This is a genomic window from Marivirga sericea (genome assembly GCF_900177665.1).
GTDB lineage: Bacteria > Bacteroidota > Bacteroidia > Cytophagales > Cyclobacteriaceae > Marivirga > Marivirga sericea.
Map to the genome: position 1 here is coordinate 380,461 of NZ_FXAW01000003.1, position 23,976 is coordinate 404,436.

26 protein-coding genes are annotated in these 23,976 nt (G+C 35.2%); 8 read left to right on the top strand and 18 right to left on the bottom strand.

The features are described 5' to 3' along the window. Window positions 1–22: 22 nt before the first annotated feature. From B9Y84_RS09265 to B9Y84_RS09285, 5 genes are all read right to left on the bottom strand, one after another. Complete coding sequence (locus tag B9Y84_RS09265; protein ID WP_085516804.1) at window positions 23–313, bottom strand: winged helix-turn-helix domain-containing protein; 291 nt, start codon at window positions 311–313, stop codon at window positions 23–25. Between the two features lie 3 nt (window positions 314–316). Next, on the bottom strand, window positions 317–892 hold the full coding sequence (locus B9Y84_RS09270) for a hypothetical protein (protein WP_085516805.1): 576 nt from the start codon (window positions 890–892) through the stop codon (window positions 317–319). A gap of 13 nt (window positions 893–905) precedes the next feature. Then, window positions 906–1,430, bottom strand: a complete 525-nt coding sequence (locus B9Y84_RS09275) for a hypothetical protein (RefSeq protein WP_085516806.1) — start codon at window positions 1,428–1,430, stop codon at window positions 906–908. A 212-nt stretch (window positions 1,431–1,642) separates the two neighbouring features. Continuing rightward, window positions 1,643–2,128 (bottom strand): hypothetical protein, encoded by a 486-nt coding sequence (locus tag B9Y84_RS09280; protein ID WP_085516807.1) that lies wholly within the window; start codon window positions 2,126–2,128, stop codon window positions 1,643–1,645. Next, on the bottom strand, window positions 2,128–2,652 hold the full coding sequence (locus B9Y84_RS09285; protein ID WP_085516808.1) for an acyl-CoA thioesterase: 525 nt from the start codon (window positions 2,650–2,652) through the stop codon (window positions 2,128–2,130). The genes B9Y84_RS09280 and B9Y84_RS09285 overlap by 1 nt, the downstream gene beginning before the upstream one ends. A gap of 187 nt (window positions 2,653–2,839) precedes the next feature. Between B9Y84_RS09285 and B9Y84_RS09290 the strand changes: the two genes are divergently transcribed. Then, complete coding sequence (locus B9Y84_RS09290) at window positions 2,840–4,027, top strand: PAS domain S-box protein (protein WP_085516809.1); 1,188 nt, start codon at window positions 2,840–2,842, stop codon at window positions 4,025–4,027. On the opposite strand, the gene B9Y84_RS09295 is transcribed toward B9Y84_RS09290, so the two are convergent. From B9Y84_RS09295 to rpsT, 3 genes are all read right to left on the bottom strand, one after another. Continuing rightward, window positions 4,024–4,392, bottom strand: coding sequence for a hypothetical protein (locus B9Y84_RS09295; RefSeq protein ID WP_085516810.1), 369 nt, complete (start codon window positions 4,390–4,392; stop codon window positions 4,024–4,026). The two genes, B9Y84_RS09290 and B9Y84_RS09295, sit on opposite strands and share 4 nt — an antisense overlap. Window positions 4,393–4,407: 15 nt before the next feature. Then, a complete protein-coding gene (radC, locus tag B9Y84_RS09300) occupies window positions 4,408–5,112 on the bottom strand; it encodes a RadC family protein (RefSeq protein ID WP_085516811.1) in 705 nt (234 codons plus the stop codon). 116 nt (window positions 5,113–5,228) lie between these two features. Further along, window positions 5,229–5,483: a 30S ribosomal protein S20 gene (gene rpsT, locus B9Y84_RS09305; RefSeq protein ID WP_085516812.1), complete on the bottom strand. Its 255-nt coding sequence runs from the start codon at window positions 5,481–5,483 to the stop codon at window positions 5,229–5,231. A 269-nt stretch (window positions 5,484–5,752) separates the two neighbouring features. Here rpsT and B9Y84_RS09310 point away from each other — a divergent pair, with 269 nt between their 5' ends. After that, a complete protein-coding gene (locus B9Y84_RS09310) occupies window positions 5,753–6,736 on the top strand; it encodes a zinc dependent phospholipase C family protein (protein ID WP_085516813.1) in 984 nt (327 codons plus the stop codon). A gap of 44 nt (window positions 6,737–6,780) precedes the next feature. Here B9Y84_RS09310 and B9Y84_RS09315 read toward each other — a convergent pair whose 3' ends face one another. The 4 genes from B9Y84_RS09315 to B9Y84_RS09330 form a co-directional block, all read right to left on the bottom strand. After that, a complete protein-coding gene (locus B9Y84_RS09315) occupies window positions 6,781–8,226 on the bottom strand; it encodes a S1C family serine protease (protein ID WP_085516814.1) in 1,446 nt (481 codons plus the stop codon). Window positions 8,227–8,402: 176 nt separating this feature from the next. Further along, window positions 8,403–10,823: a TonB-dependent receptor gene (locus B9Y84_RS09320; RefSeq protein WP_245830845.1), complete on the bottom strand. Its 2,421-nt coding sequence runs from the start codon at window positions 10,821–10,823 to the stop codon at window positions 8,403–8,405. A 280-nt stretch (window positions 10,824–11,103) separates the two neighbouring features. Next, on the bottom strand, window positions 11,104–12,456 hold the full coding sequence (locus B9Y84_RS09325) for an aminotransferase class I/II-fold pyridoxal phosphate-dependent enzyme (RefSeq protein WP_085516816.1): 1,353 nt from the start codon (window positions 12,454–12,456) through the stop codon (window positions 11,104–11,106). A gap of 99 nt (window positions 12,457–12,555) precedes the next feature. Continuing rightward, window positions 12,556–13,176 (bottom strand): 2OG-Fe(II) oxygenase, encoded by a 621-nt coding sequence (locus tag B9Y84_RS09330; RefSeq protein WP_085516817.1) that lies wholly within the window; start codon window positions 13,174–13,176, stop codon window positions 12,556–12,558. A 181-nt stretch (window positions 13,177–13,357) separates the two neighbouring features. On the opposite strand from B9Y84_RS09330, the gene B9Y84_RS09335 reads away from it, so the two are divergent. Beyond that, a complete protein-coding gene (locus B9Y84_RS09335; protein ID WP_085516818.1) occupies window positions 13,358–14,134 on the top strand; it encodes a hypothetical protein in 777 nt (258 codons plus the stop codon). Between the two features lie 3 nt (window positions 14,135–14,137). Here B9Y84_RS09335 and B9Y84_RS09340 read toward each other — a convergent pair whose 3' ends face one another. The 3 genes from B9Y84_RS09340 to pfkA are packed head-to-tail and all read right to left on the bottom strand — an operon-like array spanning window position 14,138 to window position 17,005. Then, a complete protein-coding gene (locus B9Y84_RS09340) occupies window positions 14,138–15,115 on the bottom strand; it encodes an ROK family protein (RefSeq protein ID WP_085516819.1) in 978 nt (325 codons plus the stop codon). 48 nt (window positions 15,116–15,163) lie between these two features. Further along, a complete protein-coding gene (locus tag B9Y84_RS09345) occupies window positions 15,164–16,021 on the bottom strand; it encodes a hypothetical protein (protein ID WP_085516820.1) in 858 nt (285 codons plus the stop codon). Between the two features lie 3 nt (window positions 16,022–16,024). Beyond that, entirely contained in the window at window positions 16,025–17,005 is a 981-nt protein-coding gene (pfkA, locus tag B9Y84_RS09350) for a 6-phosphofructokinase (protein WP_085516821.1), read from the bottom strand. Window positions 17,006–17,098: 93 nt separating this feature from the next. On the opposite strand from pfkA, the gene B9Y84_RS09355 reads away from it, so the two are divergent. From B9Y84_RS09355 to B9Y84_RS09365, 3 genes are all read left to right on the top strand, one after another. Next, window positions 17,099–17,827, top strand: coding sequence for an NUDIX hydrolase (locus tag B9Y84_RS09355; RefSeq protein WP_085516822.1), 729 nt, complete (start codon window positions 17,099–17,101; stop codon window positions 17,825–17,827). Between the two features lie 75 nt (window positions 17,828–17,902). After that, the gene (asnB, locus tag B9Y84_RS09360; RefSeq protein ID WP_085516823.1) at window positions 17,903–19,729 is read left to right on the top strand and encodes an asparagine synthase (glutamine-hydrolyzing); all 1,827 of its coding nucleotides are present in this window, start codon (window positions 17,903–17,905) and stop codon (window positions 19,727–19,729) included. 45 nt (window positions 19,730–19,774) lie between these two features. Further along, window positions 19,775–20,635, top strand: coding sequence for a flavin reductase family protein (locus tag B9Y84_RS09365; RefSeq protein ID WP_085516824.1), 861 nt, complete (start codon window positions 19,775–19,777; stop codon window positions 20,633–20,635). Between the two features lies 1 nt (window position 20,636). On the opposite strand, the gene B9Y84_RS09370 is transcribed toward B9Y84_RS09365, so the two are convergent. Next, window positions 20,637–21,026: a hypothetical protein gene (locus B9Y84_RS09370; RefSeq protein ID WP_085516825.1), complete on the bottom strand. Its 390-nt coding sequence runs from the start codon at window positions 21,024–21,026 to the stop codon at window positions 20,637–20,639. A 150-nt stretch (window positions 21,027–21,176) separates the two neighbouring features. Here B9Y84_RS09370 and B9Y84_RS09375 point away from each other — a divergent pair, with 150 nt between their 5' ends. After that, the gene (locus B9Y84_RS09375; RefSeq protein ID WP_085516826.1) at window positions 21,177–21,587 is read left to right on the top strand and encodes a hypothetical protein; all 411 of its coding nucleotides are present in this window, start codon (window positions 21,177–21,179) and stop codon (window positions 21,585–21,587) included. Between the two features lie 32 nt (window positions 21,588–21,619). Here B9Y84_RS09375 and B9Y84_RS09380 read toward each other — a convergent pair whose 3' ends face one another. Beyond that, the gene (locus tag B9Y84_RS09380; protein WP_085516827.1) at window positions 21,620–22,177 is read right to left on the bottom strand and encodes an acyl-CoA thioesterase; all 558 of its coding nucleotides are present in this window, start codon (window positions 22,175–22,177) and stop codon (window positions 21,620–21,622) included. Window positions 22,178–22,317: 140 nt separating this feature from the next. Here B9Y84_RS09380 and B9Y84_RS09385 point away from each other — a divergent pair, with 140 nt between their 5' ends. Then, entirely contained in the window at window positions 22,318–23,082 is a 765-nt protein-coding gene (locus B9Y84_RS09385; protein WP_085516828.1) for a hypothetical protein, read from the top strand. Window positions 23,083–23,268: 186 nt separating this feature from the next. On the opposite strand, the gene B9Y84_RS09395 is transcribed toward B9Y84_RS09385, so the two are convergent. Then, entirely contained in the window at window positions 23,269–23,664 is a 396-nt protein-coding gene (locus B9Y84_RS09395) for a tellurite resistance TerB family protein (protein ID WP_085516830.1), read from the bottom strand. Window positions 23,665–23,976: the final 312 nt, after the last annotated feature.

Below are 23,976 nucleotides of genomic sequence, written 5' to 3' on the forward strand. Positions count from 1 at the left end.
GAAGTCTCAATATTTAAAAAGATCAATCTGTGGGTTTAATATAAGACCTCAATGCATTTAAATATTTTTCAAATGCATCAACTCCTTGATCAGTTATTCTACAACTAGTATGCGGATAATTATCCTTAAAGGTCTTCTCTACCTTTATGTACCCTGCATCTTTCAATTTATTAACCTGAACGCTCAAATTTCCTGAAGTGGCATTTGTTTTCTCCTTTATATAATTAAAGTCTGCCTCTTCTACATTCATTAACAAACTCATAACAGCTAAGCGTAACTGAGAATGCAATAATGGATCTAATGGCTCGAACATGATTTATACGTTTACTTTTTTAGGTAACAAATGACCTGGAATTATAAAACTTACCGTTACAGATAATGAAAGTAAAAATAGCTGCGTTTCAAAGCCAAAATAGAAAGCAGCAAAGCCAACTACCATACTAAGATATCCACCAACTGTCAGCGCCTTATATTTAATGATACCTCCAGTGCTGGCAGTGCCAATACCATATAAAACCATCAAAACAGGATAAATCCCGTTCCAACCTAATGCAGGAGAGGCAAATAAAAACACAAATAATGCGGCTATAAATGCTTTCCAAACAGATGCGATGGCGCGATCTGTAAAACTAAATACTCTGGCTTTCCTTTTCTTACGACCGAAATAAACAGCATTCACAACCCCTGCTATCGGCATCGTCAACCACACTAACCAAGCCATTTCAATTCCGAATTGATACTGCAATACATAATGGGCCATTGATGACACCGCTACTGCATAGCCCCACATAAGGTAGATAAATTTATCTTCGCTGATGTTATATTTAGTATTACTGATCATCTCTGAGATGATGTTCAAACTTTCTTCTACATTTAAATTTTCCTTTTCCATTTTCAATTATCCTTTATAAACTCCCAAAGTTTAGACTTAACTTAACACCGAAATTATTGAGCTCCTGCTGATTCAAAGCGGCATCCGCGTCTAAATAAGCTAACCTATAATAAACTCCAGCCGAAATATGCATATAACTATTGACTGAATACCAAAATTTCAGATTAGGCTCAATAAAAAAGAAGCCTTCTTCCAAATCGTCAATTGCATAACCACCAGAACCAGCCAAAACATCCCCTCCAATTCTTACAGACTCTCTCACTTCATTAAAGTATCCAAACATCATTCCTCCATAACCAATCGAACTCAACTCTCCATTACTGGTAGCTAATGTATTCGATCCGCCATATCCAGCCCCACCCAAGTAAAAGTTAGAATTGATCACCCAGGCTCCACCACCTCCTATCAATAATAAATTCCCGCTGTTGGTAAACTCCGATCCGGCATGTACTCCTCCGAACCCACCTTGTGCTTTTGCATTTTCAGAAACCATCACTGAAAAGCAAATCAAAACCGCAAATAAAAATAGTTTCTTCATGGTTCAATAATTTGTTGACAATACAAATGTAATTTAGTTTATTTTATAAACCAAATTATAATGCAAATAAATAATAAGATTTCAGCTATTGCCTATTAGTACGTATAGTATTATTTAAGACTATTTCTAGAAAAAAAGTACTATTGTGAGATGTGAAAAAAATTACAAATATTAATCAATTGACGCAATCATGAGATGAAAGAGGGATATGTTTAAGCGATTTTCTTAAGGAGATTCCAAAGCATCAGCTTTTTGGATGTATCTTTATTTAGCTCAGTCAAATCGTGTGCGTATATGGCACTACCCTTATTGATTTTTAATATTTGGTACTCCGATGATTGGACATACTGATTATGAAAAGAAAGGAACAATTTTAAATCTTGTATCGATTTTAACTGCTCAGGATGATCATGAATAATTTCATATTGACCCTCCTCAATTTTGATAGCATTTAGTAATTTTTTTAACGTCTCTCCCTCCTTTTCTCCTAAATCTTGATGAACTAGAATTACTATTTCCTTGTGCACTACCGGAGCTTTTTCTATAGAAGTATTCAGTTCAATTTGCGGTTCTTCGACTTTTTGCTTTGCAAGAGCATCGCTATCTACATTATAATCAATTTTCTTGTCTTCCTCTTGAAAAACAAAAAGCTGATCACCTTCAAATATACCAGGCAAATATTCTTCCTCGATATCCATTATTCATCCAATTTAAAAATAGATTTCAATTCTGTCGCTTCTTCAGGCTTCATTCGCTTACCCAGTACCAATCGTAATTGTCGTCTTCTCAAGGCGCCATCAAAAAGCTCTTGTTCCTCTTCAGTTTCTGGCACTAATTCTGGAACATCGATGGGTCTACCAGACTGATCAACCGCTACAAAAGTAAAGAAAGCGGAATTAGAAGGATATTTTTTTCCAGAAGGAATATTTTCTCCTTTTACCACAATATGAACCTCCACAGAAGAACTAAAAGCTCTCGTTACTTTAGCTTCCAAGGTCACGACATCCCCTAACGCAATTGGGTGTTGAAAAGAAATATTATCCACAGAGGCAGTAACCACAATTCTATTACAATGCTTCTGAGCAGTTATAGCAGAAACAATATCCATCCAATGCATCAATCTGCCTCCCATTAAATTATTAAGAGGATTTGTATCATTGGGTAACACCAATTCCGTCATAATGGTATAAGTGTCTTTTGGGTTCTTTGCTTGTTTTGCCATAATTATTCTGATTTATTGCAAAGATAAAACATAGATAGCAAAACGACTTCCTATTAGGTAGAATAACTCTTCAAAAACAACATCTTGCTTAATAAATAAAATCATGATTTTGTATTACATCTAAATTCCTTTTTTTTAAATTCACTTGTAAAGGTATATTTAAATAGAATAAAAAAATACAGCCTCCATGAAACTGGAAGAAAGAGATTGGACAATCCCCCTTATTTATTTATTTACAGGTATTATATGGATTGGTTTAAGTGATGAACTGCTCTTTTATTTTGCTGAAAGATTTATTTTGGATTCGGATACTACTAATACAATTAGTCAATGGAAAGGCTTTTTCTATGTTATACTGACTACTTTCCTGTTGTACTATTTAATTAAAAGAAAAACAAAAACCCTAGAATCTGTAAAGAATGACTTTAGAAGGTTATTTCAGGAGAACCCAAATCCCATGTATATCTTTGAAATCAATAGCCAAGATATTTTACTAGCTAATAAAGCTGCTGGAAATCAATATGGTTACTTTTCAAAAGAGTTGAGTCAGTTAAATCTTAAGGACTTAAGGCCTTCATCAGAAGTGGGAAAGCTACAAATACATCTACAAAACTTAAAAGAAGACTTTGCTGATAGCGGTGAGTGGCTACATCGAGACAGATTTGGAAATCACTTTTACGTCAATATCTATTCTCATAAAACTTTATATAAAGACAGAGAATGCAGATTAGTCAATGCCATCAACATTAATAAAAAGATATTGGCAGAATTGGAGCGAGAAAATTTTGAAAGAGCTTTAGATAAAGCTGCTTCAGTTTCTATAACTAATATCACAGGAAATATAGAAGAAGTTAATAGTGAATTCTGCCGGGTAAGCGGCTACCAGCAAAATGAGTTAATTGGGAAACCGATTGAAATTTTAGAGTCAGGATTTCATGACTCAAAATTCTGGAATGACATGTGGGCGAAAATCAAAGCTGGCCAGATTTGGAGGGCAGATTTGAAAAATAAAAATAAAGAAGGACATTGCTATTGGGTAGATATTGTAATCAGTCCGATAAAAAATCATGAAGGCAAAATATATAAATTCATGTCGATCAGCTATGACATCACCGAAAAGAAAGACTTAGAAATAAATCAGCAAAAGCTCCTAGATGACTTCACTGAATATGCCTTTCAAACCTCCCATGAGCTTCGCGGTCCTTTAACCAGTATGATGGGACTGGCAGGCCTTTTTGAACGATATGAAGATCCCGCTTATCTAGTCGCAAAATTAAAATCAACAGCGCAACAAATGGATGTTGTGATAAGAAAAATGAATGACAGCTTAAGTCGAACTGCCTTAGACTTAATTCTAAAAAAAAGAGACCACTAATCCTCGGGATAGGGGACGTAAACGAAACTCGTCATATCAGTATCTATGACAAATAAACAGCAAAATTCATCAGGATTCTTATAGGCTTTTTTGAATTCTTCTATCTTATCTTCATCCACTATTTTTCTTTGAACAAACTCATCCAAATAAGTAATGAAATAATTCCAGGTTAAATTTAGCTCCCCTGCCCCGATCAACACTTGTCCTATAGGCTGTTCTGTTTTACAAATAGGAAAGATTGGGAATTCCGAAAATCCCTGCTTTCTTACTGCATAAGAAGCTTCTTTAAGCGTTTCTGAAATCGCCACAAAATCTTCGGTTATTGTACCTAAGTATTTTCCGTTTAATTCCGGGTTATTATCCATAATCTATTCATCAATTTAAAGCATTGCCTCATCAGCAAAACTGTAGTACTTATCTTCTGCAAAAATAATATGATCCAGTACAGGAATATCTAACAAGAGTCCACTTTCTTTCATTTTCCTAGTCAGACGAACGTCCTGCTCACTTGGGTTTCGGTTGCCTGAAGGGTGGTTGTGTGCAAGTATTAAGGCTGAAGCCATTTGATCAATAGCTTCCTTATAAATTATTTTAACATCTGCAACGGTTCCTGAAATCCCACCACTGCTGACTCTCTTCATTCTGATTACTCTATTGGCTCTATTCAGCATGATGACCCAAAATTCCTCATGATGCAAATCCAGCATAACCGATTTTAATAAATCATACGCATCTTGCGAACTAACAATTTTAGGCTTCTCCTGAACGGTAGATTCCTTCCTTCTTCTTCCCAGCTCTAAAGCGGCAATAATTGAAATAGCTTTTGCTTGCCCAATCCCCTTAAATCTTGTCAATTCTTTTACTGAGAACTTTGCCAAATGGTTTAAATCGTTATTAACATCTGACAATATGTTTTTACCTACGTCAATAGCCGATAAAGACTGCGTTCCTGAACCTATCAAAATGGCTACTAGTTCAGCATCAGACAGGACACTACGCCCGTGCGTTAATAACTTTTCTCTTGGTCTATCAGCTTCGGCCCAGCTTTTGATGCTAGATATCGCTGAATACTGTTCGTCTTTCATTTGGGTTTTACCTTTAAGGTTGAAAAAATAAATCCCCAAAAGTTATAAAAATTAGCATAAACTAAAAAAGCCTCAACTGACTGAGTTGAGGCTTAAGACTAATATCTTAGAATCTCTTACGCTAATTTAGCTACGAACTTCGCTAATTTAGACTTGTTATTATCCGCCTTTTTCTTGTGGATAATATTCTTTTTCGCTAATCTGTCTAACATTGAAGTTACAGTTTTCAAAAGATCTTCAGCTTGCGCTTTATCTTCTGTAGCTCTCAATCTACGGATATAAGTTCTCGTAGTTTTAGCTTGATATCTGTTTCTCAAACGTTTTGCTGCACTTGAGCGAATTCTTTTTAATGCTGACTTGTGATTTGCCATATTGATTTATATCTAATGAATTTCTTGCTATCTTTTTAAGGACTGCAAATTTAAAAGAATTTGTTTTACTAAACAAAGCCAATTCGTTTTTATCATTATTTATTTTGCGAAATAGTAATAAAAACGATCAAATAAGTGGTTGTCTCACCTTAAAGTCTTACAAAAGTACGATTAAATATTGACAACTCCTGCTTATAACAAGAATGTGCTTCATTGTTTTTTCACTTACAAATTTATATTTTAGACTCTGAATCAGCCAAAATCATAAGATGAAATCTATCCCTCTGATATTATTCATTCTAGTTCTATTCATTTCAATATTCTCTTTTCAGTTCAAAACTAAACCGAATTGGGGGTTCTTTGCTCATCAAAAAATCAATAGAATGGCTGTTTTCAGACTTCCTCCTGAAATGATTAGGTTCTACAAACATCATGTTCAATACATAACAGAAAATGCCGTCAACCCTGACAGAAGACGATATGCGGTAGATTATGAAGCACCTAGACATTATATCGATTTGGACGTTTATGGCGACAGTGCAGTTTATAAAATGCCACGCTATTGGAATGATGCAGTCGAAAGATTTAGCGAAGACACTTTGCAAGCTTATGGAATCGTTCCCTGGCACGTGAATTTCGTTACCTATCAACTGACAGAAGCCTTTAAAGAAAACAATGCAAAGGATATTCTAAGATATTCTGCGGATCTTGGCCATTACATTGCAGATGCTAATGTTCCTTTGCACACTACTGAAAACTATAACGGACAATTAACGGGGCAATATGGAATTCACGGATTTTGGGAGTCACGCTTACCGGAGCTTTATTCAGCCAATTATGATTTCTTTATTGGGAAAGCAGAGTATGTTGAAAATACTCAATTGGCCATTTGGGAAGCTGTGAAAGATGCTCACCTAGCCTTAGATTCCGTCTTTAAATTTGAAAAAATGCTGACAGAGAAAATGGCTGATGATCGAAAATTTAGCTCTGAATTGAGAGGTAATGTAAATGTAAAAGTCTATTCAAGAGATTTCTCAAAAGCCTATCATACGATGTTGGGTGGACAAGTGGAAAGACGAATGCGAAATTCCATAAAAATGGTAGGAGATTATTGGTTTACGGCTTGGGTAAATGCCGGACAGCCCAATTTGGATTTACTAATTGAAGAAAAGGCTATTTTCAGTAAGGAAGAATTCATCTCCCCCGGGTCTTCTAAAATACTAAGGCAACATGAGAGTGGCGTAAAAAATTAAGGAAGGCATTAGTTAGGATACTAATGCCTTATTTAATTCTCAGTTTAAAAATAAAAAGAGTAATAGCCCTTCACACCCTTTTTATTAACGCCTTGAACGACTACTTTTCCTTTTATGGATTCTAATGTGTCCGATAATTCTTTAGGATTATCTACTTCATTACCATTGATGGCAGTGATGATAAAGCCTTCATCAATATTCAACCTTTTGAAAAATCCGTTTTTGACATCCACAACTCGAACTCCATTATTGATATCTAATAAATTTCTCTCCACCATCGGAACACTTTCGAATTCAACCCCCAATGACTTGGAAAAATAAACATCTCTTTTCAATAACTCAGTGGTATTTTCGCTATTGGTCAAAATCAATTCCTTTTGAATTCTTTTCCCATTTCTATCAATTGTTAAATACAGTTTATCACCTGGAGAAAGCATGCTAAGCTTTTCTTCAAATTCTGAATGCGTACTGATATCTTCCCCATTAAACTCCCGGATGATATCCCCCTTCTGAAGATTTACTTTATTAGCGGCACCTTTTTCTTGAATATAGCTAACGACTACTCCATCTAAATCTTCAGTATTTAATTTATCAGCAATTTCTGTTGAAAGACTCGCTACCTCTGCCCCCAAAAAGGCTTTTTGTACCATTCCATATTCAATTATATCAGTAGCTATTTTCTTGGCAATGTCAATAGGCACAGCAAATCCATATCCAGCATAAGAGCCCGTTCTAGATAAAATAGCAGTATTGATCCCTACCAATTCTCCTCTCGGATTCACCAATGCTCCACCGCTGTTTCCCGGATTAATGGCAGCATCAGTTTGAATAAAGGATTCAATTGGAAAGTTACTCTTCAGAATATTGAGTTCCCTTCCTTTTGCACTTACAATACCAGCCGTTACAGTGGAGGTTAAATTGAAAGGATTACCGACAGCCAAAACCCAAGAACCCACTTTCAAATCCTTAGATGAACCAATGGAGATGGCTGGTAGATCTGTCTCATTAATTTTCAAAACAGCTAAATCTGTTGATGGATCTCTCCCAACGAGGCTTGCTTTATAGGTTTTCTTTTTTCTCACCACTTCTATTTCATCTGCTCCTTCAATTACATGGTTATTGGTAATTATATAGCCATCAGATTTAAAAATTACACCTGAACCAGAACCTACTTGTTGCATGCTTCCGCTTCCTCCAAGCCATAAATCTAACCATGAGCTTCTACCATAAGATTCTGAAACGGTTTTAATATAAACTACGCTTTCACGACTATTTTTCGAAGCCTCCACGAAATCTATATCAGGAATAGAGGCTACAGGATTAGAATGATCTTCTTCAAAATTCTGATTATTAACGTTACTTACCGGTGTCTGAAAAGCAGCTTCTCCTATATTCAGTTTTTGATTCAGATCGGTTACATGAACAATCAATAAAGCTCCAATAACTCCACCTACAAATGCACTGATTGTTGTTTTCAAAATTTGATTCATAATCTGTTTATTTAATCTAATATCTTGGTAAAGATTTTTTATGCCATATATTGTGCAAAATGTTTACGAAAAATAAATTCATTCAGTTCAGTCTCTGCAAAAAAAGTTAACATAAAAAAACGGCAGCCCAAAAAGACCACCGTATCACATATTTAATTGTTAACCTAAACTGTGTATTATCCTCCTGCCCTGTTTAATTCGTCCAAATTCGTATTTCTTTGACGGGCTTTAAATTCTTCTCCTTTGCTGAAGCTATATCTTATGGAAAAGCCGACACTCTGCTGTCCAAAATACTGGCTTATTTCATTGACGTTACCGTTGAAATTTGAATTCCCTTCAAATCTTCTTGTCCTGAAAATATCTGTAAAATTTAGAGAGGCATCTAACTTCTTGTTCATGAAGCTTTTCTTTATTGCAAAATCAATCCCCCATTGTTCTCCAATTGCGTACAGCCCCCAAACAGTATTAGATCTATAATCTCCATTCAACTCAACCTTGAAATCATTCGGTAACATAAATGTATTACCTGCTCTTACAAAAGCAGAAGTAGCATTGTTTTCTACCTGATTTCCACTCAAAAAAGTGGTGAATTCTTGATGAAATACTGAAAGATTTGCATTGATAGACCACCATTTAAATGGTTGAAACGGAACTACAGCCGTTGCGCTATAATTCACTTGATCATCAATATTCTGTTGTGCAAATACTGTAGTTCCATCTTCTGGATTTTGTAAAGGTACCTCTGCGATAAAATCGCTAGTCAACCCATAATTAAGTACTAAATTATACTGCCCCAAAATTGTTTGGGTAACTGACATGGAGTGTGTAAACTGCGGTCTCAAGTACGGATTCCCTTGTGCCCAAGTATAGGGATCTAAATACATAATGAATGGATTTAAATTACTGTAATTAGGTCTATCGATTCTTCTACTATAATTATAATTAACCTGATAAGCTTCCGAAACATTATGTTGTAAAAAGAAACTAGGGAAAAGATTAAAATAATTTCGTTCATTAATTGTATTTAAAGTTAATGACTCGCCCTCTGAATAAGTTTGCTCTGCTCTTAAGCCAACTTTATATGACATTTTCTCACCTAGCTTCCCTGCAAAGCTGCTATATCCTGCAAAAATCTGCTCAGTATACACGAAATGATTAGACCTATTCGGATCTAACGTCCTCTGATTATCTTCTACTTCAAAAAATTCAATTTCATTATCTGACACAACGTGACTTGCCTTTAAACCAGCTTCCATCTTAACTTTTTCAAATATTTTACCTTCAAAATCGACTTGAGCTGAATAAATATCATATGCAAATGGATTTTCATTTTCCAAACGCTCTACTGAATTTGGTTCTGTATTAGCTTCTTGAAAGTAGCTGTTAGTAAATGTAGATCCACCTTCATTAATTAATTTCACATAGTTTAAATCTGCAGTAAGCTTGCTGCCATTGGTATCCAGCTTATGAACATAATGCAGATTACCTTGGGTATTTAAAAACTGATATTCAATCTGATTATCTGAATTAATCATGAATTCATTTCCTCCCTGATCTAAATCTGTATCAATATTAAAATCATGATATACATCCTGGCCATATACATTTAGCATTACCCCAACTGACTGTTTATCATTAATATCATAATCAGTACCTATTCGCATGGAAGGAATCACTCTATTGACAAATTCTTTTCCAGTCTGATCAAAAATAGTTGTCACGCCATTAGATTGAGTGATTTCTCTATAAAAGCCAGCATCTCTAATTCTTCCTCTCTGCGATAAATCAGCATTTACAAAAGAATTCCAATCCCCTTTCTTATGGTTCAATTGTAAACCGGTATTGTAGTTTTGCATTTCATTGTATCGGTAGCCTGCATTCAAACTACCATTTACACCTTGCATACTATTCTTCTTCAATGTGATATTGATAATACCCGCATTTCCTTCCGCATCATATTTAGCGGATGGATTATTAATAATTTCAATAGTTTTAATATTATCAGCTGACATTCCTTGTAACATATTTTGCAGGTCAGTAGCAGATAGATAAGATCTACGTCCATCAATCATGACTTGTACACCTGACTTTCCGTTCAGCTGGATATTACCATCTTGATCAACAAATACCCCTGGCGATTTCTCCAATACTTCGTAAGCTGTGGCACCAGCAGCCATAGCAGTCCCTTCTACTGATACAACCATTTTATCAGCCTCTACCACCACTTGTGGGCGCATGGCTTTTACCTCCACCGCATCCATAACCTGAACATCTTCCTCTAGTCTAATAGTAGAAAAATCTACTGCTGGATTGTTGGCGTCTACTGTTATGCTTTTGGAAAGGTAAGTTTCAAAACCAACCCCTGAGACTTTTAAATAATAATTGCCATATTTCACATTGATTTTAAATTGCCCTTCAGCATCGGTTACGCTTCCGGTCAATAGACTTGAATCTGAAGATTGATAAACGGCCACATTACTGTAAGGAAGTGGGGCATTTGCTTTGTCTTTCAAAACACCCTTAACCGAGCCTGTTTGCGCTTGGGCAAAGCTGCTTAAAAAAAGTGTTAGCGTTAAAATAGATAAAATAGTTTTCATGTTCTTGAGCGTTTGCATGTTTTCGTCTTTAGTTAATAGATGCGTTCATGTTAGTGCTCGATGCATGGAATGTGCCATTTTCTGTAAAAGGCCTATTTTGGGTTTAGAAGGTGATTTAGAAGAAAAAACGATTTACAAGTGTTCAATTATGAACATCAGAAAGATTCAAAAGCGAACATTTGAAGAAAAAATTCTAGTAAGATGCGGATAAATAAATAAAAAAATTGGTGGCAAACTGGTTAAGAAATGCATAGCACAAAAAATGCTATGCATTACTATTTCATATGATACTCAGCTCTTTCGCTGTTTCCTCAATCTTATTTAGCGCATTATCCAATTGATCTTCAGAAAATCCAGCAGTAATTGTCATTCTCACTCTAGTAAGCTTCCTTGGAACAGCTGGGTACGGAACCGGATTTACAAAAATGCCTTTTTGATGTAATCGATAAGTCATTTCCTTCACTTTATTATCATCTCCTATAATAATTGGAAATATTGCGGTCTCAGCATTCCCTATATTAAACCCAGCACTTAATAATCTAGCTTTCACGTACTGAATATTATTCCAAAGCTTATCTTGGCCTGCTTGGTTATTTGCTATTAGCTTTAAACCTTCTAAAGCTGCAGCTACTGCTGGCAAATAAGGGGAGGTCGAAAACATATAGGATCTACTGCTATATTTCAGATAATTAATCAGCTTTTGAGATGCAGAAACGAATCCACCAACCGCCCCAACAGATTTACTCAAAGTTCCGGTAATGATATCTATCTTTCCTTCTAGACCGAAGTAATCAATAGTACCTTTTCCATTCTTGCCAATTACCCCTGTGGCATGCGCTTCATCTACTAATACCCAAGCGCCATAGTAATGCGCCACATCCAAAATTTCGGGTAAATTACAAATGTCACCATCCATTGAATAAACACCATCTAGTACTACTAATTTATTGATATATTTATTTTGAACATTTTTTAATACTTTCTCTAATGAAGCAGGATCGTTATGGGCAAAAAACTTTTTATTGGATCCCTTGCTGCCATCGATAAGGCTCGCATGAGAGAACATATCATAAATAGCAATATCTTTATGTCCAAGCAGTCCGGAAATGGTGCCAATGTTCGCTGCATAGCCTGAGGTATAAACTATTGAAGCCTCCATAGCTTTCATTGAAGAAATTTGTTCTTGTAGCTCTCTGATTATACTCATAGTTCCACTCAACAAAGGAGCACCCCCAGCACCTCCACCGTATTGCTCAATCGCTTCAATAACCTTAGCCTGTATTCTTTTATCTTGGGTAAGATTAAGGTAATCATTAGATGCAAAATTGAGCATTTCCTTTACCGTCTTTGTTTCCGGATCAATTACATTGGAAACCACTTTTGATCCATCAATAGATTCTCTTTCATATAAAAAGCGATTGCTTTTTTTCATGTCCGAAAACCAACTCCCCATCATATCCATCCGGCTGTCCCATTCAGCATATTCCAGTTTTGGGTCGCCCGTAAAATTATATAATGAGTATTTATTGGCATCTATTTCTCCAGCTGGAGAAATATCAAAATACATGTGATCAATATTTTCATCATCAAAAAGATGATAATGCTTCCTTGAGCTTGTGGGGTTAAATGACATTTTGTATCGTTTTGGTTTAAATAATAATAAGGGCAATAATAGATTAGCATAAATGCAAACCCATTTCGATTAATACCTACGCTATTTTTAGTAACTACATTAAGGTAAAAAAGTTAAGCTCATATCTTTATCTAGCATCCAGCCAGTTATGCTGTAGCGCTTACGATAAGACATTAAAACTTCATGTTCAAGTTCACTTCTAAACAATAGCAAACGTCCAGCAACTGGCTGTATTTTTTCATCTTTGTCATCAAAATAAAGTGCCAGTTCACCACCATGACCTTCTTGCCAGTTTTCATTTAGATAAAGGACAAACGAGATCACTCGATGAGCATTTTGTTGAAATCGATCAACATGTCTCTTATAAAAAGTATGCTCTGGATAAATAGCAAAATGAGTTTCGAAATCTTTTAAACCCAAATAGCAATTTTCATTCAAGGAAGTTTTCAATAGCTCTATTTCATTTAAAAAATCTTGTACGATTTCTGACTGGTTATTTCTATCTAGCCATTGAATGTAATCTCCCCTAATACCTTTATCTAACTGGAACAGTGCTTGTTTACCAATCCCTGCCTTTTTAAAAACTCCTGATTGACTTCCCTGATTAGCAATTGCTACGAGCTTTTTTACATTGTCTTGAGAAACAAAATTATCCCAAACAAAATAACCTACTTCGCTTAAATGATCGATAGCAAGTTCTAATTTCTCCTTTGTATTCATTTAACGGCAAAAATACATAATAAAATTATTAAGTTGATAAATAAATTGCGAACCGTTATGTATACTTGCGTAAAAACCTGAAACACTTATAAACGTACGGGTTCTATATATAACTATTTTTTGTACCTAAAAATCTATTTCAGCCAAACCTAAAGCTTTTAAATGTTATAAAAACTAACTTATGTCTTCAGACAACGGTACGGCTGTTTTATATTTTGATATACACTTCAAATTGGTTAATAAGCCTGATGAGATAATCAATTTTTTGGAAGACTTTGAAAATTCCGAAATTAATCGCTCTGATTTTTTAGGTAAAATTAAATTTCAATCTTTGATAGATATTATTGGCAGAAGCAACCACTTGAAGGGGAAAGTAGATGCCTTTCAATTAGAGCTTAATAGCATGTTTGATGAAATAAAGGTCGAGATTTGTCGAAGATTGAGAGTCATGATTGCTTTTGATAAACAAACAAGACTTTTCAAAGCTGATTGGCAAAAGATTAAGGTTTTCGAATCGCTATTAATAGATCTCAAACAACAAGGAATGTTTGATATGATTAAAGATTTTATTGAAGGGAATCAGTTAAGTTTAGGGAAGCGATTTAGCTTTGAGGAAAAATACAAACCATTTACTCCCAAATTAGATGACAAAAGCGCTAAAAATCATTTCAAAGCCGAATTTCGATCTAGAAATAACAGTACGCTTCCAAAATACATTATTTGGTTAAATAATCTCGAGCAAGAGAAGGCATTCCCTAAATCAGGAAAAACAGAACATAATTACTCGAAATCAACTCATGAATTACCGCAAGAATTAATATTTGAGAAAATTGCTCCCAAAATAATTGCCGCAAATACCTTCAGTTTTAATGTAAATTCAAACGACTCGGTTTCTTTTGAAGAAATCTTTAATTTAGATAATTACTACCTCGAAATAGTTGATGAAAATAAGATTTAGTCTTTAATCAACATCAATAGATATCTCATCTTTTTTGAGCTTATCAACTATCAAGCTACTTGCTCCAATAATAGGGGCAGACTGATTTTGTAATTGAGAGGAAATCACCCGCACTCTACCTTTAAAAACTGGCATCAAATTTAACTCTAAATGCTCCTTGACTGGATTAAAAATTAAATCTCCAGCCTGAGATAACCCACCAAAGATAAATATTGCCTCAGGATCAGTATGGATCACTGTATCTGCCAGTTTAGTACCTAAAATCCTACCCGTATATTCAAAAGCCTGCTTCGCAATTATATCCCCTTTTAAAGCATATTTTGTAATCATCTCCGGACTGAGTTCATCAAAGCTAACAGACCGAAGCGCGCTGTCTTCAGTATAATCCGCCAATAATTTATAAATTGTTCTTTTGATCCCTGTTGCTGATACATAAGTTTCTAAGCAACCTCGTTTTCCACAGCCACAAAACCTACCATTCCCATAAGTCACAGTAGTGTGTCCAAGCTCTCCAGCAAAGCCGTTAGCTCCATTCACTAATTGACCATTGCTTACGATTCCAGCACCTAAGCCCGTACCTAGTGTTATAACAATAAAATCTTTCATCCCCTTAGCTCCACCAAAAATCATTTCACCTACTGCAGCTGCATTAGCGTCATTGGTTACCACCGTTGGCACATCAAACTCATCTTCCAAAGTTTTTGCTAAAGGTAAGATTCCCTTCCACCTTAAATTAGGAGCATGCTCAATCGTTCCTTTATGATAATTAGCATTAGGCGCACCAACACCTATCCCTATTAGCTCATGTTTCTCTTGATCTAATCCCTTCCTTATTTCGTTTGAAAGCAAGTGAATATAATCAGCAAAAACCGCTTCCGTTTGTGTTGGAATTGCGCCTTGGTATAAAACCTTGCCTTCTAAAGTTACAATTCCAAATTTTGTTCCAGTACCTCCTATATCAATCCCTATGCTAACTTTCATATGCGTAATATTTAAAATTGACCAACCATTTTCTAACAATTGGCAATATCAATTTCTATAATGTTTTTCTATTAAATACTCTACCAACAAATCAATAGGCTCCTCCACAAAAATTCCCTTCTTCAACTGATGATCTTCCACAACCTCGTTCACGATTTCCTCAAAAAAGTATGGTACTGACCCTACAAAATGGATCGGTAAATTTTCATAATTTTTAATACTGCAGATATAGGTTTCCACAAATTCAGAAATGCTTTGTTTCACAAGTTTTCTCAAATATGGATGGTCAATTCTTTCTTTGATAAATTGACTAAAACTACTTAGATAAACATTTGCATAAGGTTTTATGTAAACATTTAACAGTATTTCTTCTTTATTCAATTGAAACTCTGTTTCAAGATCTCGAGTAATATCCTCAGGCAATTGCTTCTTTAAATATTGGCTTAGAAGTAATTTCCCAAAATGACTTCTACTGCCCTCATCTCCCAAAATAAAATCCATGCCACTTACCTCCTGGCGTACAATATCGCCATCAAAATGACAGGAGTTAGAGCCAGTGCCCATTAAGGCCGTTATGGAAGGTTCCCCATTAAAGGTTGCAAAAGCTGCAGCTACTATATCTTCTTTCACATAAAGATGTGATTTATTAAAAACCATGGAAAGCCCTCTTTCAACCATTGAGGCAAAATGTTTACTAGAACAGCCTGCGCCAAAAAAGTAAACAACTTCTATTGCTGATTTCTGATCAATGATCTCGGTTCCTAAGGATTTCACAATATCACTTATGGCAACATCGTCCATAAAAAAGGGATTAATCCCTTTGGTACTTTTCTTTACCCTTGTTTCTCTGGCATCTACTAATTGCCAATCGCATTTCGTGGATCCGCTGGTACCTATTAAAATCATAACTTAAATTGATAAAATTTTAGCAATTCTTAAATCATCCTTATGAATATCTTTAGGCTGATTCATAATATCATCAAATTTATTAAAAATAATATCATGATGGCTTATCCCGACCATGCTATCTGTTTTTCCCTGATCTAAGCCTTCTACTGCCGCAACTCCCATCTTACTGGCCAAAACTCGATCAAAATAAGTAGGGCTTCCTCCTCTCTGCAGGTGACCTAATATAGTAACTTTTGTGTCAAAATAAGAAGATTTTTCCTTGACTTTCTGAGCTATTTCCATCGCTGATCCTGACTTCCCTCCTTCTGCGACAATGACCAAACTGGACGTTTTTTTCTTTTTACCTCCTCTATTCAATTTTTCAACTAACTCATCGATTGAGGTTTCTTCTTCAGGGATGATAATAGAAACAGCTCCGCCTGCTATTCCGCTATTAATGGCAATATATCCTGAATCTCGCCCCATAACCTCGATAAAAAAAAGACGATTATGAGAAAGAGCTGTATCTCTAATCTTATCTATTGCTTCAACTGCAGTATTGGTAGCTGTATCATATCCGATGGTATAATCAGTGCCCGGTATATCATTATCTATAGTGCCGGGTATGCATATATACGGCATAGCATGTTCTAAAAACAAATAGTGCATACCCGTAAAAGAGCCGTCTCCACCAATTCCGATTAAGGCATCAATCTTTTTATTTTTCAGCTGATCAAAAGCTTTCTGTCGTCCTTCAGGGGTTCTAAATTCTTTAGAGCGAGCTGATTTCAGCATCGTACCACCTCTTTGCAATATATTTGCAACAGATCGAACATCCATTTCTTCGAAATCACCTTCAATCATCCCTTCATATCCGCGGTAAATACCAACTATTTCCTTGTTATAAAAAATACCCGCTCTTACGACAGCACGTATAGCAGCATTCATCCCAGGGGCATCACCACCAGAAGTAAAAACACCTATTCGATTTATTTTATTCATTTAAAAAAAATTTTCAACCCATCAAAGATAGTGTAATGTGTACACTTACCCAATACTATTTTACTATCTTTGCATTACTAATTGAATAGAAACATGTCAGAATTCCATTACAATCCGCATATCTCTGTTGACTGCGTCATATTTGGCTTTGATGATGAAAAGATCAATATTTTATTGATAAAGAGAAAGCAAGAAGGTGAAAATGTTTATGCTTTACCGGGCGATTTAGTCCAAAAAGGAGAAGATTTAGATGTTGCTGCAGCTAGAGTATTGTTTGAACTTACGAGTTTGGAGAACTTATATCTGGAGCAATTTAAAACATTTGGATCGCCAGAAAGAACCTCGGATCCAGTTGATGTAGAATGGATTAAATCGATTAGAGAACACCCTGAAGCACGAGTAATAACAGTTGCCTATAATTCATTAGTGAAAACCGAAGATTTTGATTATCGGCCTTCCTCATTTGCCGAAGAAGTTTTGTGGCATCCAATAGAAAAACCTCAGAAATTAGGATTTGATCATAATGAAATAGCCAATACAGGTTGGGCAATGTTGCGAGAGAAAATCAAAAGAGAACCTGTCATTGCTTTTTCGTTGTTGCCGGAAAAGTTTACTTTAAGACAGTTACAAACGCTTTATGAAGCGATAGTAGGACAAGAATTAGATAAGAGAAATTTCAGGAAAAGAATGCTTAGAAACAGGTTTTTGGTTCCCATGAATGAAAAGGAGACCGGCGTTTCGCACAAACCTGCGCAATACTATCGTTTTGACGACCTTGTGTACAAAGAAGAATTTGCTAAAGATCAGTGGTTTTTATTCTAAATATTTACCTAGCTTTAAATACGAAAATATGATTTACGCAATTTTCAGTATTTAAATTTTCAAAATGATTTAATTATGTGCGGCATTGCTGGTGTTTGGTCGAAGCATGGTGCTTTGGAAGAAGAAAAGTTTGAGAGTGCTTTGCAGCTACTGAATCATAGGGGTCCAGATGAACGCCATTCAATCAAAACCTCAACTATTAATCTCGGTTCACAAAGACTTAAAATAATCGGTATTGATAGCGGGAAGCAACCCATAGTTGATGCTCAAGGTCACTATTTAGCTTTTAATGGCGCGATATACAATTACCCAGAAATTGCTCAGTCATTAAAAGTTTCTTCAAAATCCGATACTGAAGTTCTATTTCAGCTGATCCTACAAAAAGGATTTATGGAGGCCATCAATGATTTAACGGGAATGTTTGCCATCGCCTTCTTCGATGAAAAGGAAAGTAGCTTTTTCTTAGCCAGAGACAGAATGGGGCAAAAACCTTTATACTACTATCAAAATCAGAGTATTTTGCTTTTTGCTTCTGAACTTAAAAGTTTGAAAAAACTGATGGAACTACAGAGCATTGAAGTTGCTATAAATAAAAATGCGATCTATCACTATTTATCTTTCGCCAATATTCCCGAACCTGAAACTATCTATAAAAACGTTTATGCGCTACCTCCTGGCCAATTTCTGAAATACCAAAATGGCTCGCTACATTTTTCGACCTATTGGCAACATGAGTACTTGCCTAAAGAGAAAATCTCCTTTCTTGATGCGAGAATAAAACTGCAGGCCGCTATTGAAGAAGCTGTGAGAATCAGGTTGAGAGCGGATGTGCCCATAGGATTATTTTTATCAGGTGGTTGGGACAGCTCAGTTATTGCTTTTGAAGCCTCCAAAACAGGTCGAGATTTGAAAGCCTTTACAGTCGAGTATCCATTTCAAACTTCCCAAAATGAAAGCCATACTGCTGGAGTTACTGCTAGACAGTTTGGGCTAGATCATCAAATAATTAAAATGGATAAAAGTCCACTTGCAATGCTTGAAAAATCAATTGGCACTTTCGATCAACCCCTAGCGGACAGTAGCGCACTTCCTAATTTAGCTATTGCTGAATCTGCTTCTCAACACGTTAAAGTAATGCTAAACGGAGATGGGGGTGATGAGCTCTTCGGAGGCTACAGAAGATATTTTACTGCCAAAAATATTCAGAAATTAAGACTCTCCAGGTATCTGCAAAACAGCCTCCCAGTTGGGAAAAGGAGATCAAAATTAGGGTTTGTAAATAGAATTTCAAGAATCGCTAATGTACCAGCATCTGAAAGATATTTACTCTACACAACGGATATGCTGCAGGATGCCGATATCTCAACTATCTGGAACCATCCCGAAGAAATCGCAAATCCTTCTCTTGATCTCTTGAGTCTTCATTTTGACTCCAAACTTTCTGATCTTGACCAGCTCATGCACTGGGACAGGAAATTTAACTTACTTTCTGGAATTCTAGTAAAAATGGACAGAGCAAGTATGGCTCATTCTATAGAAGCCCGTTCTCCGTTTTTAGATCATCACTTATTTGAAATAAGCAACTACCTACCAGACAATTTCAAAATATCTTGGTTTGATCGCAAGCATTTATTGAAATCAATTTATCGCAATAAGCTTCCAAGTGTTGTCACTAAAGCATCCAAGACCTCATTTGAAGCACCTTTAGATAACTGGCTGAAAAATGATTTCAAGGAGTTGCTGAAAGATTTACTTTACAATCCTCAGGCACGAGTGTACAAATATGTTAATTACACTGAAATCATGCTGCTAATGAGGCAAGTGAAATATCAAGAGCGCAATACTGATTATATCATTTATGCCTTACTAGTTTTAGAAATGTGGCTACATGAGCACGACTAATAGTAGATCATTTGAATATTTAAAAAACTTTAGCAAAATTCGAACATGAGTTATAAAGAAGTTGATCCGAAATCTATCAAAACACCAGAATTACATGCCTTGTTACTAGGTGCCATTGCTCCTAGACCGATAGCTTTTGCAAGCACAATTGACAAAGAAGGCAATGTTAATTTAAGTCCGTTTAGTTTTTTTAATGTTTTTGGTTCTAATCCTCCCATTCTAATTTTCTCTCCTGCCCGCAGAGGTCGGAACAATACCACAAAGCATTCCTACGATAATGTTAAAGAAATTGCTGAAGTGGTGATCAATATTGCTAATTATCCTATGGTGGAGCAAATGTCACTAGCCTCCACAGAATATGATAAGGGTGTTAATGAATTCGTAAAAGCAGGATTTACTCAAGCAAACTCCACCAAAGTGAAGCCCCCGCGAGTTGCTGAGTCTCCAGTAGCCTTCGAATGTAAGGTAAAACAGGTAATAGAAACAGGTGAAGATGGCGGAGCTGGAAATCTAGTGATTTGTGAAGTAATTCATATCCACATAGATGAAGAAATTTTAGATGAAAATGGAAAAATTGACCCCTTAAAACTGGACCCCATTGGAAGGCTCGGTGGAAACTGGTACAGCCGTTCCAAAAATGCATTATTTGAAGTAGAAAAGCCACTTCAAAAGTTGGGGATTGGAGTTGATGCATTACCTAATGAGATCAAAAACAGCAGATTTTTGACTGGTAATGACTTAGGGAAACTAGGGAATATTGAGAAAATACCTGAAAGGAAAGAACTCCAAGAAATTTCAATCAACTTTTCCTCATCTGCCAATTCTGAAGAAATACATGCTCTGGCTCATCATTTGCTTGAAGATAATAAAGTAATGGAAGCCTGGAAAGTTCTATTGAATTTCTAAATTATTTGAACGGATACTTACTAAATTTTACTCTTGATTGCCCGTCTTTAGTAACATGTGCAATACAGAATTGACGAGCTGATGAATTTAATCCTTTTAAGCTCAATTTGAGCTGATCTTTTGAAAGATCATCCTTCAAAAAATAGTAAACTTCAGTGGTTCCATATTTGGTATGAGGCAGTAAATCAGCGTGCTTATTCATTTCTGACCATAATGTGTCATTTACCGAAAAAACATACACACGTTGAATAGGGCCAGTATTATTTTCATTTCTTTCAAAAGCCAACTCTTTAAAATCACCTTCTAAAGAATTTATATTTTCAGTTGTAAACAAAGAAAATAAAATTAAACTAACTACAAATATCGAAATCAATAAAATTATTCTTCTCATACAACTATATTTTTTTTGAACGGTATGCATAAAAAAAACCGTTCATGTATTAAACACATCAAATATAAACTTTATGGTTATTAATATTTTAGTTAATTTGATTTAAATATTATTTTCAAACAAAGTAAACATTCAAAAAAATTGATTAAGATGAATTTTAAGACCAAAAACAACCTTGACAGAGTAATTTGCATAACTGAGTATCAAAAAGATAATGATTGGATTTATTGTGATTGGGAAGGATATGCTAATGTTGATGCAGTGAAAAACTGGGGTTTAGAGTTTGCAGATTTGGTAAAAAAGACCAAATGTGCTTACCTCCTAAATGACGACAGTAAATCTACAGGCCCTTGGACACAAGCCATGGAATGGATTGAAACAGTTTTGATTCCAAAAGTAATTGAAGCTGGATTAAAGTACTATGCCCATGTTGTTTCCAAAAACACTTTCTCAGAAATGTCAGCTAAAGAACTTAATATGAATATCGATGGCCAATTAGAGATGGCGACATTTAAAACAGTGGAAGAAGCACAGGAGTGGCTAAAAACAAAGCAATCATGATATCTCTAAAGAAAGGTAGTCTGCTTTAAGGACTACTTTTCTTCCTCCAAATTCACCTCACATCTTTGATTAATAATCAACTCTTTCTGCTTATCCAAAGTAAATGCAGATTTCTCAGCCTCCATTTGTTGCTGATATCCTTTTCTCAACTGCTTTCTTTTTACTGCTTCGGCAAATCTTCTGACATCATCTTTAGTCTTTAAGATTAATGAAGGAACAGTCATTAAGCTACCATCCTCATTTTTTGCAACCATTGTAAAGTAGCTAGTATTCGTATGCTTTACTAAACCTGATTTAACATTTTCTGCTATCACTTTTATACCAATAATCATACTAGAATTACCTACATAATTAACAGACGCCATCATCGACACTAATTCTCCAACTTCTACTGGCTGAAGGAAGTCTACATTATCAACCGAAACTGTGACACAATAAGCGCCACTATGCTTTGTAGCCGTAGCATAAGCTACCTTATCCATTAAAGAAAGGAGTATTCCTCCATGAATTTTACCTCCAAAATTGGCATAAGAAGGAATCATGAGTTCAGTTATGGTGGTTTTTGAGTTTTGTGTAGACTTTGCTTTCATATTTTAAGTTATGATGGAAATTAAATTTAAGGAAATTTTAGGTAAGGGACACACATTTTCTGTACTCAACATTATTGATTTTTGTTCGTTATCCGAGCAAATATTTTTTATAATCTAAGTTTAAGCAAATCAATCTATTTATGCATTGTATAAAATTCTTACTTTTTGTTTCTATTCTACTATCAACAGTAAAGGCGCTGCCTCAATCTACATTAGAAAAAGCAGATCAACTCTTTGAAGAACGATGTGAAGTGATTCAGGATGAAAAAGCAAGCAGTGAAAACATTGATAAAGCTATAAACCTCTATAGCCAAAGCACTGAAGAACCAGAAAGAACTATTGGCTTACTAAAAAGCTATGAGTTCAAAGCCTCATGGACGAAAGTATCAGAAGAAGAAAAAAGAGCCCTCTATGAAAAAGCAATCGAGCTTGCAAAAACTAAATCCGTACAATTTCCAGATAATGGTGCAATTGCCTACTGGCATGTCGCAAACTATGCCCGATGGGGAGATTTAATTGACATTACGGAAGCTGCTCAAGAAGGTGTGATTGATGAAATCAAGAAATTAGCTGAAAAAGCAATCAACTTAGACAAAACATATAATCAAGCAGGGGCTTTGAGACTACTAGGCGGTATCCATCTAGAAGCTCCAACTATACCATTAATTCTTACTTGGCCTTCAAATGAAAAGGCTAAGCAGCTACTAACAGAAGCCTATAGAATAGCTCCTCAGCATCCTGCAAACGCATATTTATATGCGAAAATGCTGCATATTGTAGGGAACGATAAGAAATCAAATACTATATTCCAAGAACTGATAGAAAGAGAAGAAAGAAAGCATTACTTTTTGGTTGATCAAAAATATATCCAGAAAGGGAAAGACTATTATGAGGAGAATTTTTGAATACTAATCACCCAAAGAGTTTTTGGTGACCACATACCTATAGGCGACAATCGCCTTTTCCCATTTTTTTAGTTTTGTCAGATCTTTTTTAGCAAAACTAGGAAAAATCAATTTATTAAATTTTGCAAGAATTTGGAAAAAAGATTTTTTCATAGAAAAGAGAAAGCCCCAAGATTGGGGCTCCATTTATCTTGTCGAATACTTTCTCAGTCTATCTTTTAGTTGCTCTCTGTCACTAGTAATACTTGGATCACTATAAATACTTTTCGAAAGTTCGGCAACAGCTTTCTTTTTGTATCCTAACTTTTGAGCAATTTCTTGACAGAAAACAATTTCACTTTTATATACCTTACCATCAATTTTCATCAATTGGATGATATTGTATAAATATTCAAATCTTTGATCTTCTGAAAGCGTTTCCAAACTTTTGAAAGGCTCAGGGTTTTTCATCATCTGATAAATCTCATCTTCTGTAACCCCATTAGCCTTACCAATCTTTTCAATCAAGTTCGCTTCCTTTTCCGCCAATTCATTATCAATTGTGGCCAATTTAATTAAAATTTTTAGCTGTTCTTTTAACATGGTTTGAATTTTAGACTTTAAGTTTTAGTATCCTTCTATGGTATTTAATAAGCCGTAGTTGTCTGCAAATTCGGACAACCAAAGTATTTAATTTTTATTAAACGCATCTAAAGTTAATAATACTTTTGAAAAATCACATTTTTTTATCCCTTAATGTAATTATTCAGTACTTTTTAAGGAAAAATAAATTATCACCCAAATGTCAATTTGCAACTTTCAGACATTTAATAAGAATCATTTTCCTAAATTAGAACTAAACTCAATTGATACCCACGAAGTACAATTAATTGAGTGCAAAAACTTTGTTATAGA

What these genes read in the sequence shown, in the direction of transcription:
- B9Y84_RS09265 (WP_085516804.1), bottom strand. Translation starts at nt 313, where the DNA reads ATGTTCGAGCCATTAGATCCATTATTGCATTCTCAGTTACGCTTAGCT.
- B9Y84_RS09270 (WP_085516805.1), bottom strand. Translation starts at nt 892, where the DNA reads ATGGAAAAGGAAAATTTAAATGTAGAAGAAAGTTTGAACATCATCTCA.
- B9Y84_RS09275 (WP_085516806.1), bottom strand. Translation starts at nt 1,430, where the DNA reads ATGAAGAAACTATTTTTATTTGCGGTTTTGATTTGCTTTTCAGTGATG.
- B9Y84_RS09280 (WP_085516807.1), bottom strand. Translation starts at nt 2,128, where the DNA reads ATGGATATCGAGGAAGAATATTTGCCTGGTATATTTGAAGGTGATCAG.
- B9Y84_RS09285 (WP_085516808.1), bottom strand. Translation starts at nt 2,652, where the DNA reads ATGGCAAAACAAGCAAAGAACCCAAAAGACACTTATACCATTATGACG.
- B9Y84_RS09290 (WP_085516809.1), top strand. Translation starts at nt 2,840, where the DNA reads ATGAAACTGGAAGAAAGAGATTGGACAATCCCCCTTATTTATTTATTT.
- B9Y84_RS09295 (WP_085516810.1), bottom strand. Translation starts at nt 4,392, where the DNA reads ATGGATAATAACCCGGAATTAAACGGAAAATACTTAGGTACAATAACC.
- radC (WP_085516811.1), bottom strand. Translation starts at nt 5,112, where the DNA reads ATGAAAGACGAACAGTATTCAGCGATATCTAGCATCAAAAGCTGGGCC.
- rpsT (WP_085516812.1), bottom strand. Translation starts at nt 5,483, where the DNA reads ATGGCAAATCACAAGTCAGCATTAAAAAGAATTCGCTCAAGTGCAGCA.
- B9Y84_RS09310 (WP_085516813.1), top strand. Translation starts at nt 5,753, where the DNA reads ATGAAATCTATCCCTCTGATATTATTCATTCTAGTTCTATTCATTTCA.
- B9Y84_RS09315 (WP_085516814.1), bottom strand. Translation starts at nt 8,226, where the DNA reads ATGAATCAAATTTTGAAAACAACAATCAGTGCATTTGTAGGTGGAGTT.
- B9Y84_RS09320 (WP_245830845.1), bottom strand. Translation starts at nt 10,823, where the DNA reads ATGAAAACTATTTTATCTATTTTAACGCTAACACTTTTTTTAAGCAGC.
- B9Y84_RS09325 (WP_085516816.1), bottom strand. Translation starts at nt 12,456, where the DNA reads ATGTCATTTAACCCCACAAGCTCAAGGAAGCATTATCATCTTTTTGAT.
- B9Y84_RS09330 (WP_085516817.1), bottom strand. Translation starts at nt 13,176, where the DNA reads ATGAATACAAAGGAGAAATTAGAACTTGCTATCGATCATTTAAGCGAA.
- B9Y84_RS09335 (WP_085516818.1), top strand. Translation starts at nt 13,358, where the DNA reads ATGTCTTCAGACAACGGTACGGCTGTTTTATATTTTGATATACACTTC.
- B9Y84_RS09340 (WP_085516819.1), bottom strand. Translation starts at nt 15,115, where the DNA reads ATGAAAGTTAGCATAGGGATTGATATAGGAGGTACTGGAACAAAATTT.
- B9Y84_RS09345 (WP_085516820.1), bottom strand. Translation starts at nt 16,021, where the DNA reads ATGATTTTAATAGGTACCAGCGGATCCACGAAATGCGATTGGCAATTA.
- pfkA (WP_085516821.1), bottom strand. Translation starts at nt 17,005, where the DNA reads ATGAATAAAATAAATCGAATAGGTGTTTTTACTTCTGGTGGTGATGCC.
- B9Y84_RS09355 (WP_085516822.1), top strand. Translation starts at nt 17,099, where the DNA reads ATGTCAGAATTCCATTACAATCCGCATATCTCTGTTGACTGCGTCATA.
- asnB (WP_085516823.1), top strand. Translation starts at nt 17,903, where the DNA reads ATGTGCGGCATTGCTGGTGTTTGGTCGAAGCATGGTGCTTTGGAAGAA.
- B9Y84_RS09365 (WP_085516824.1), top strand. Translation starts at nt 19,775, where the DNA reads ATGAGTTATAAAGAAGTTGATCCGAAATCTATCAAAACACCAGAATTA.
- B9Y84_RS09370 (WP_085516825.1), bottom strand. Translation starts at nt 21,026, where the DNA reads ATGAGAAGAATAATTTTATTGATTTCGATATTTGTAGTTAGTTTAATT.
- B9Y84_RS09375 (WP_085516826.1), top strand. Translation starts at nt 21,177, where the DNA reads ATGAATTTTAAGACCAAAAACAACCTTGACAGAGTAATTTGCATAACT.
- B9Y84_RS09380 (WP_085516827.1), bottom strand. Translation starts at nt 22,177, where the DNA reads ATGAAAGCAAAGTCTACACAAAACTCAAAAACCACCATAACTGAACTC.
- B9Y84_RS09385 (WP_085516828.1), top strand. Translation starts at nt 22,318, where the DNA reads ATGCATTGTATAAAATTCTTACTTTTTGTTTCTATTCTACTATCAACA.
- B9Y84_RS09395 (WP_085516830.1), bottom strand. Translation starts at nt 23,664, where the DNA reads ATGTTAAAAGAACAGCTAAAAATTTTAATTAAATTGGCCACAATTGAT.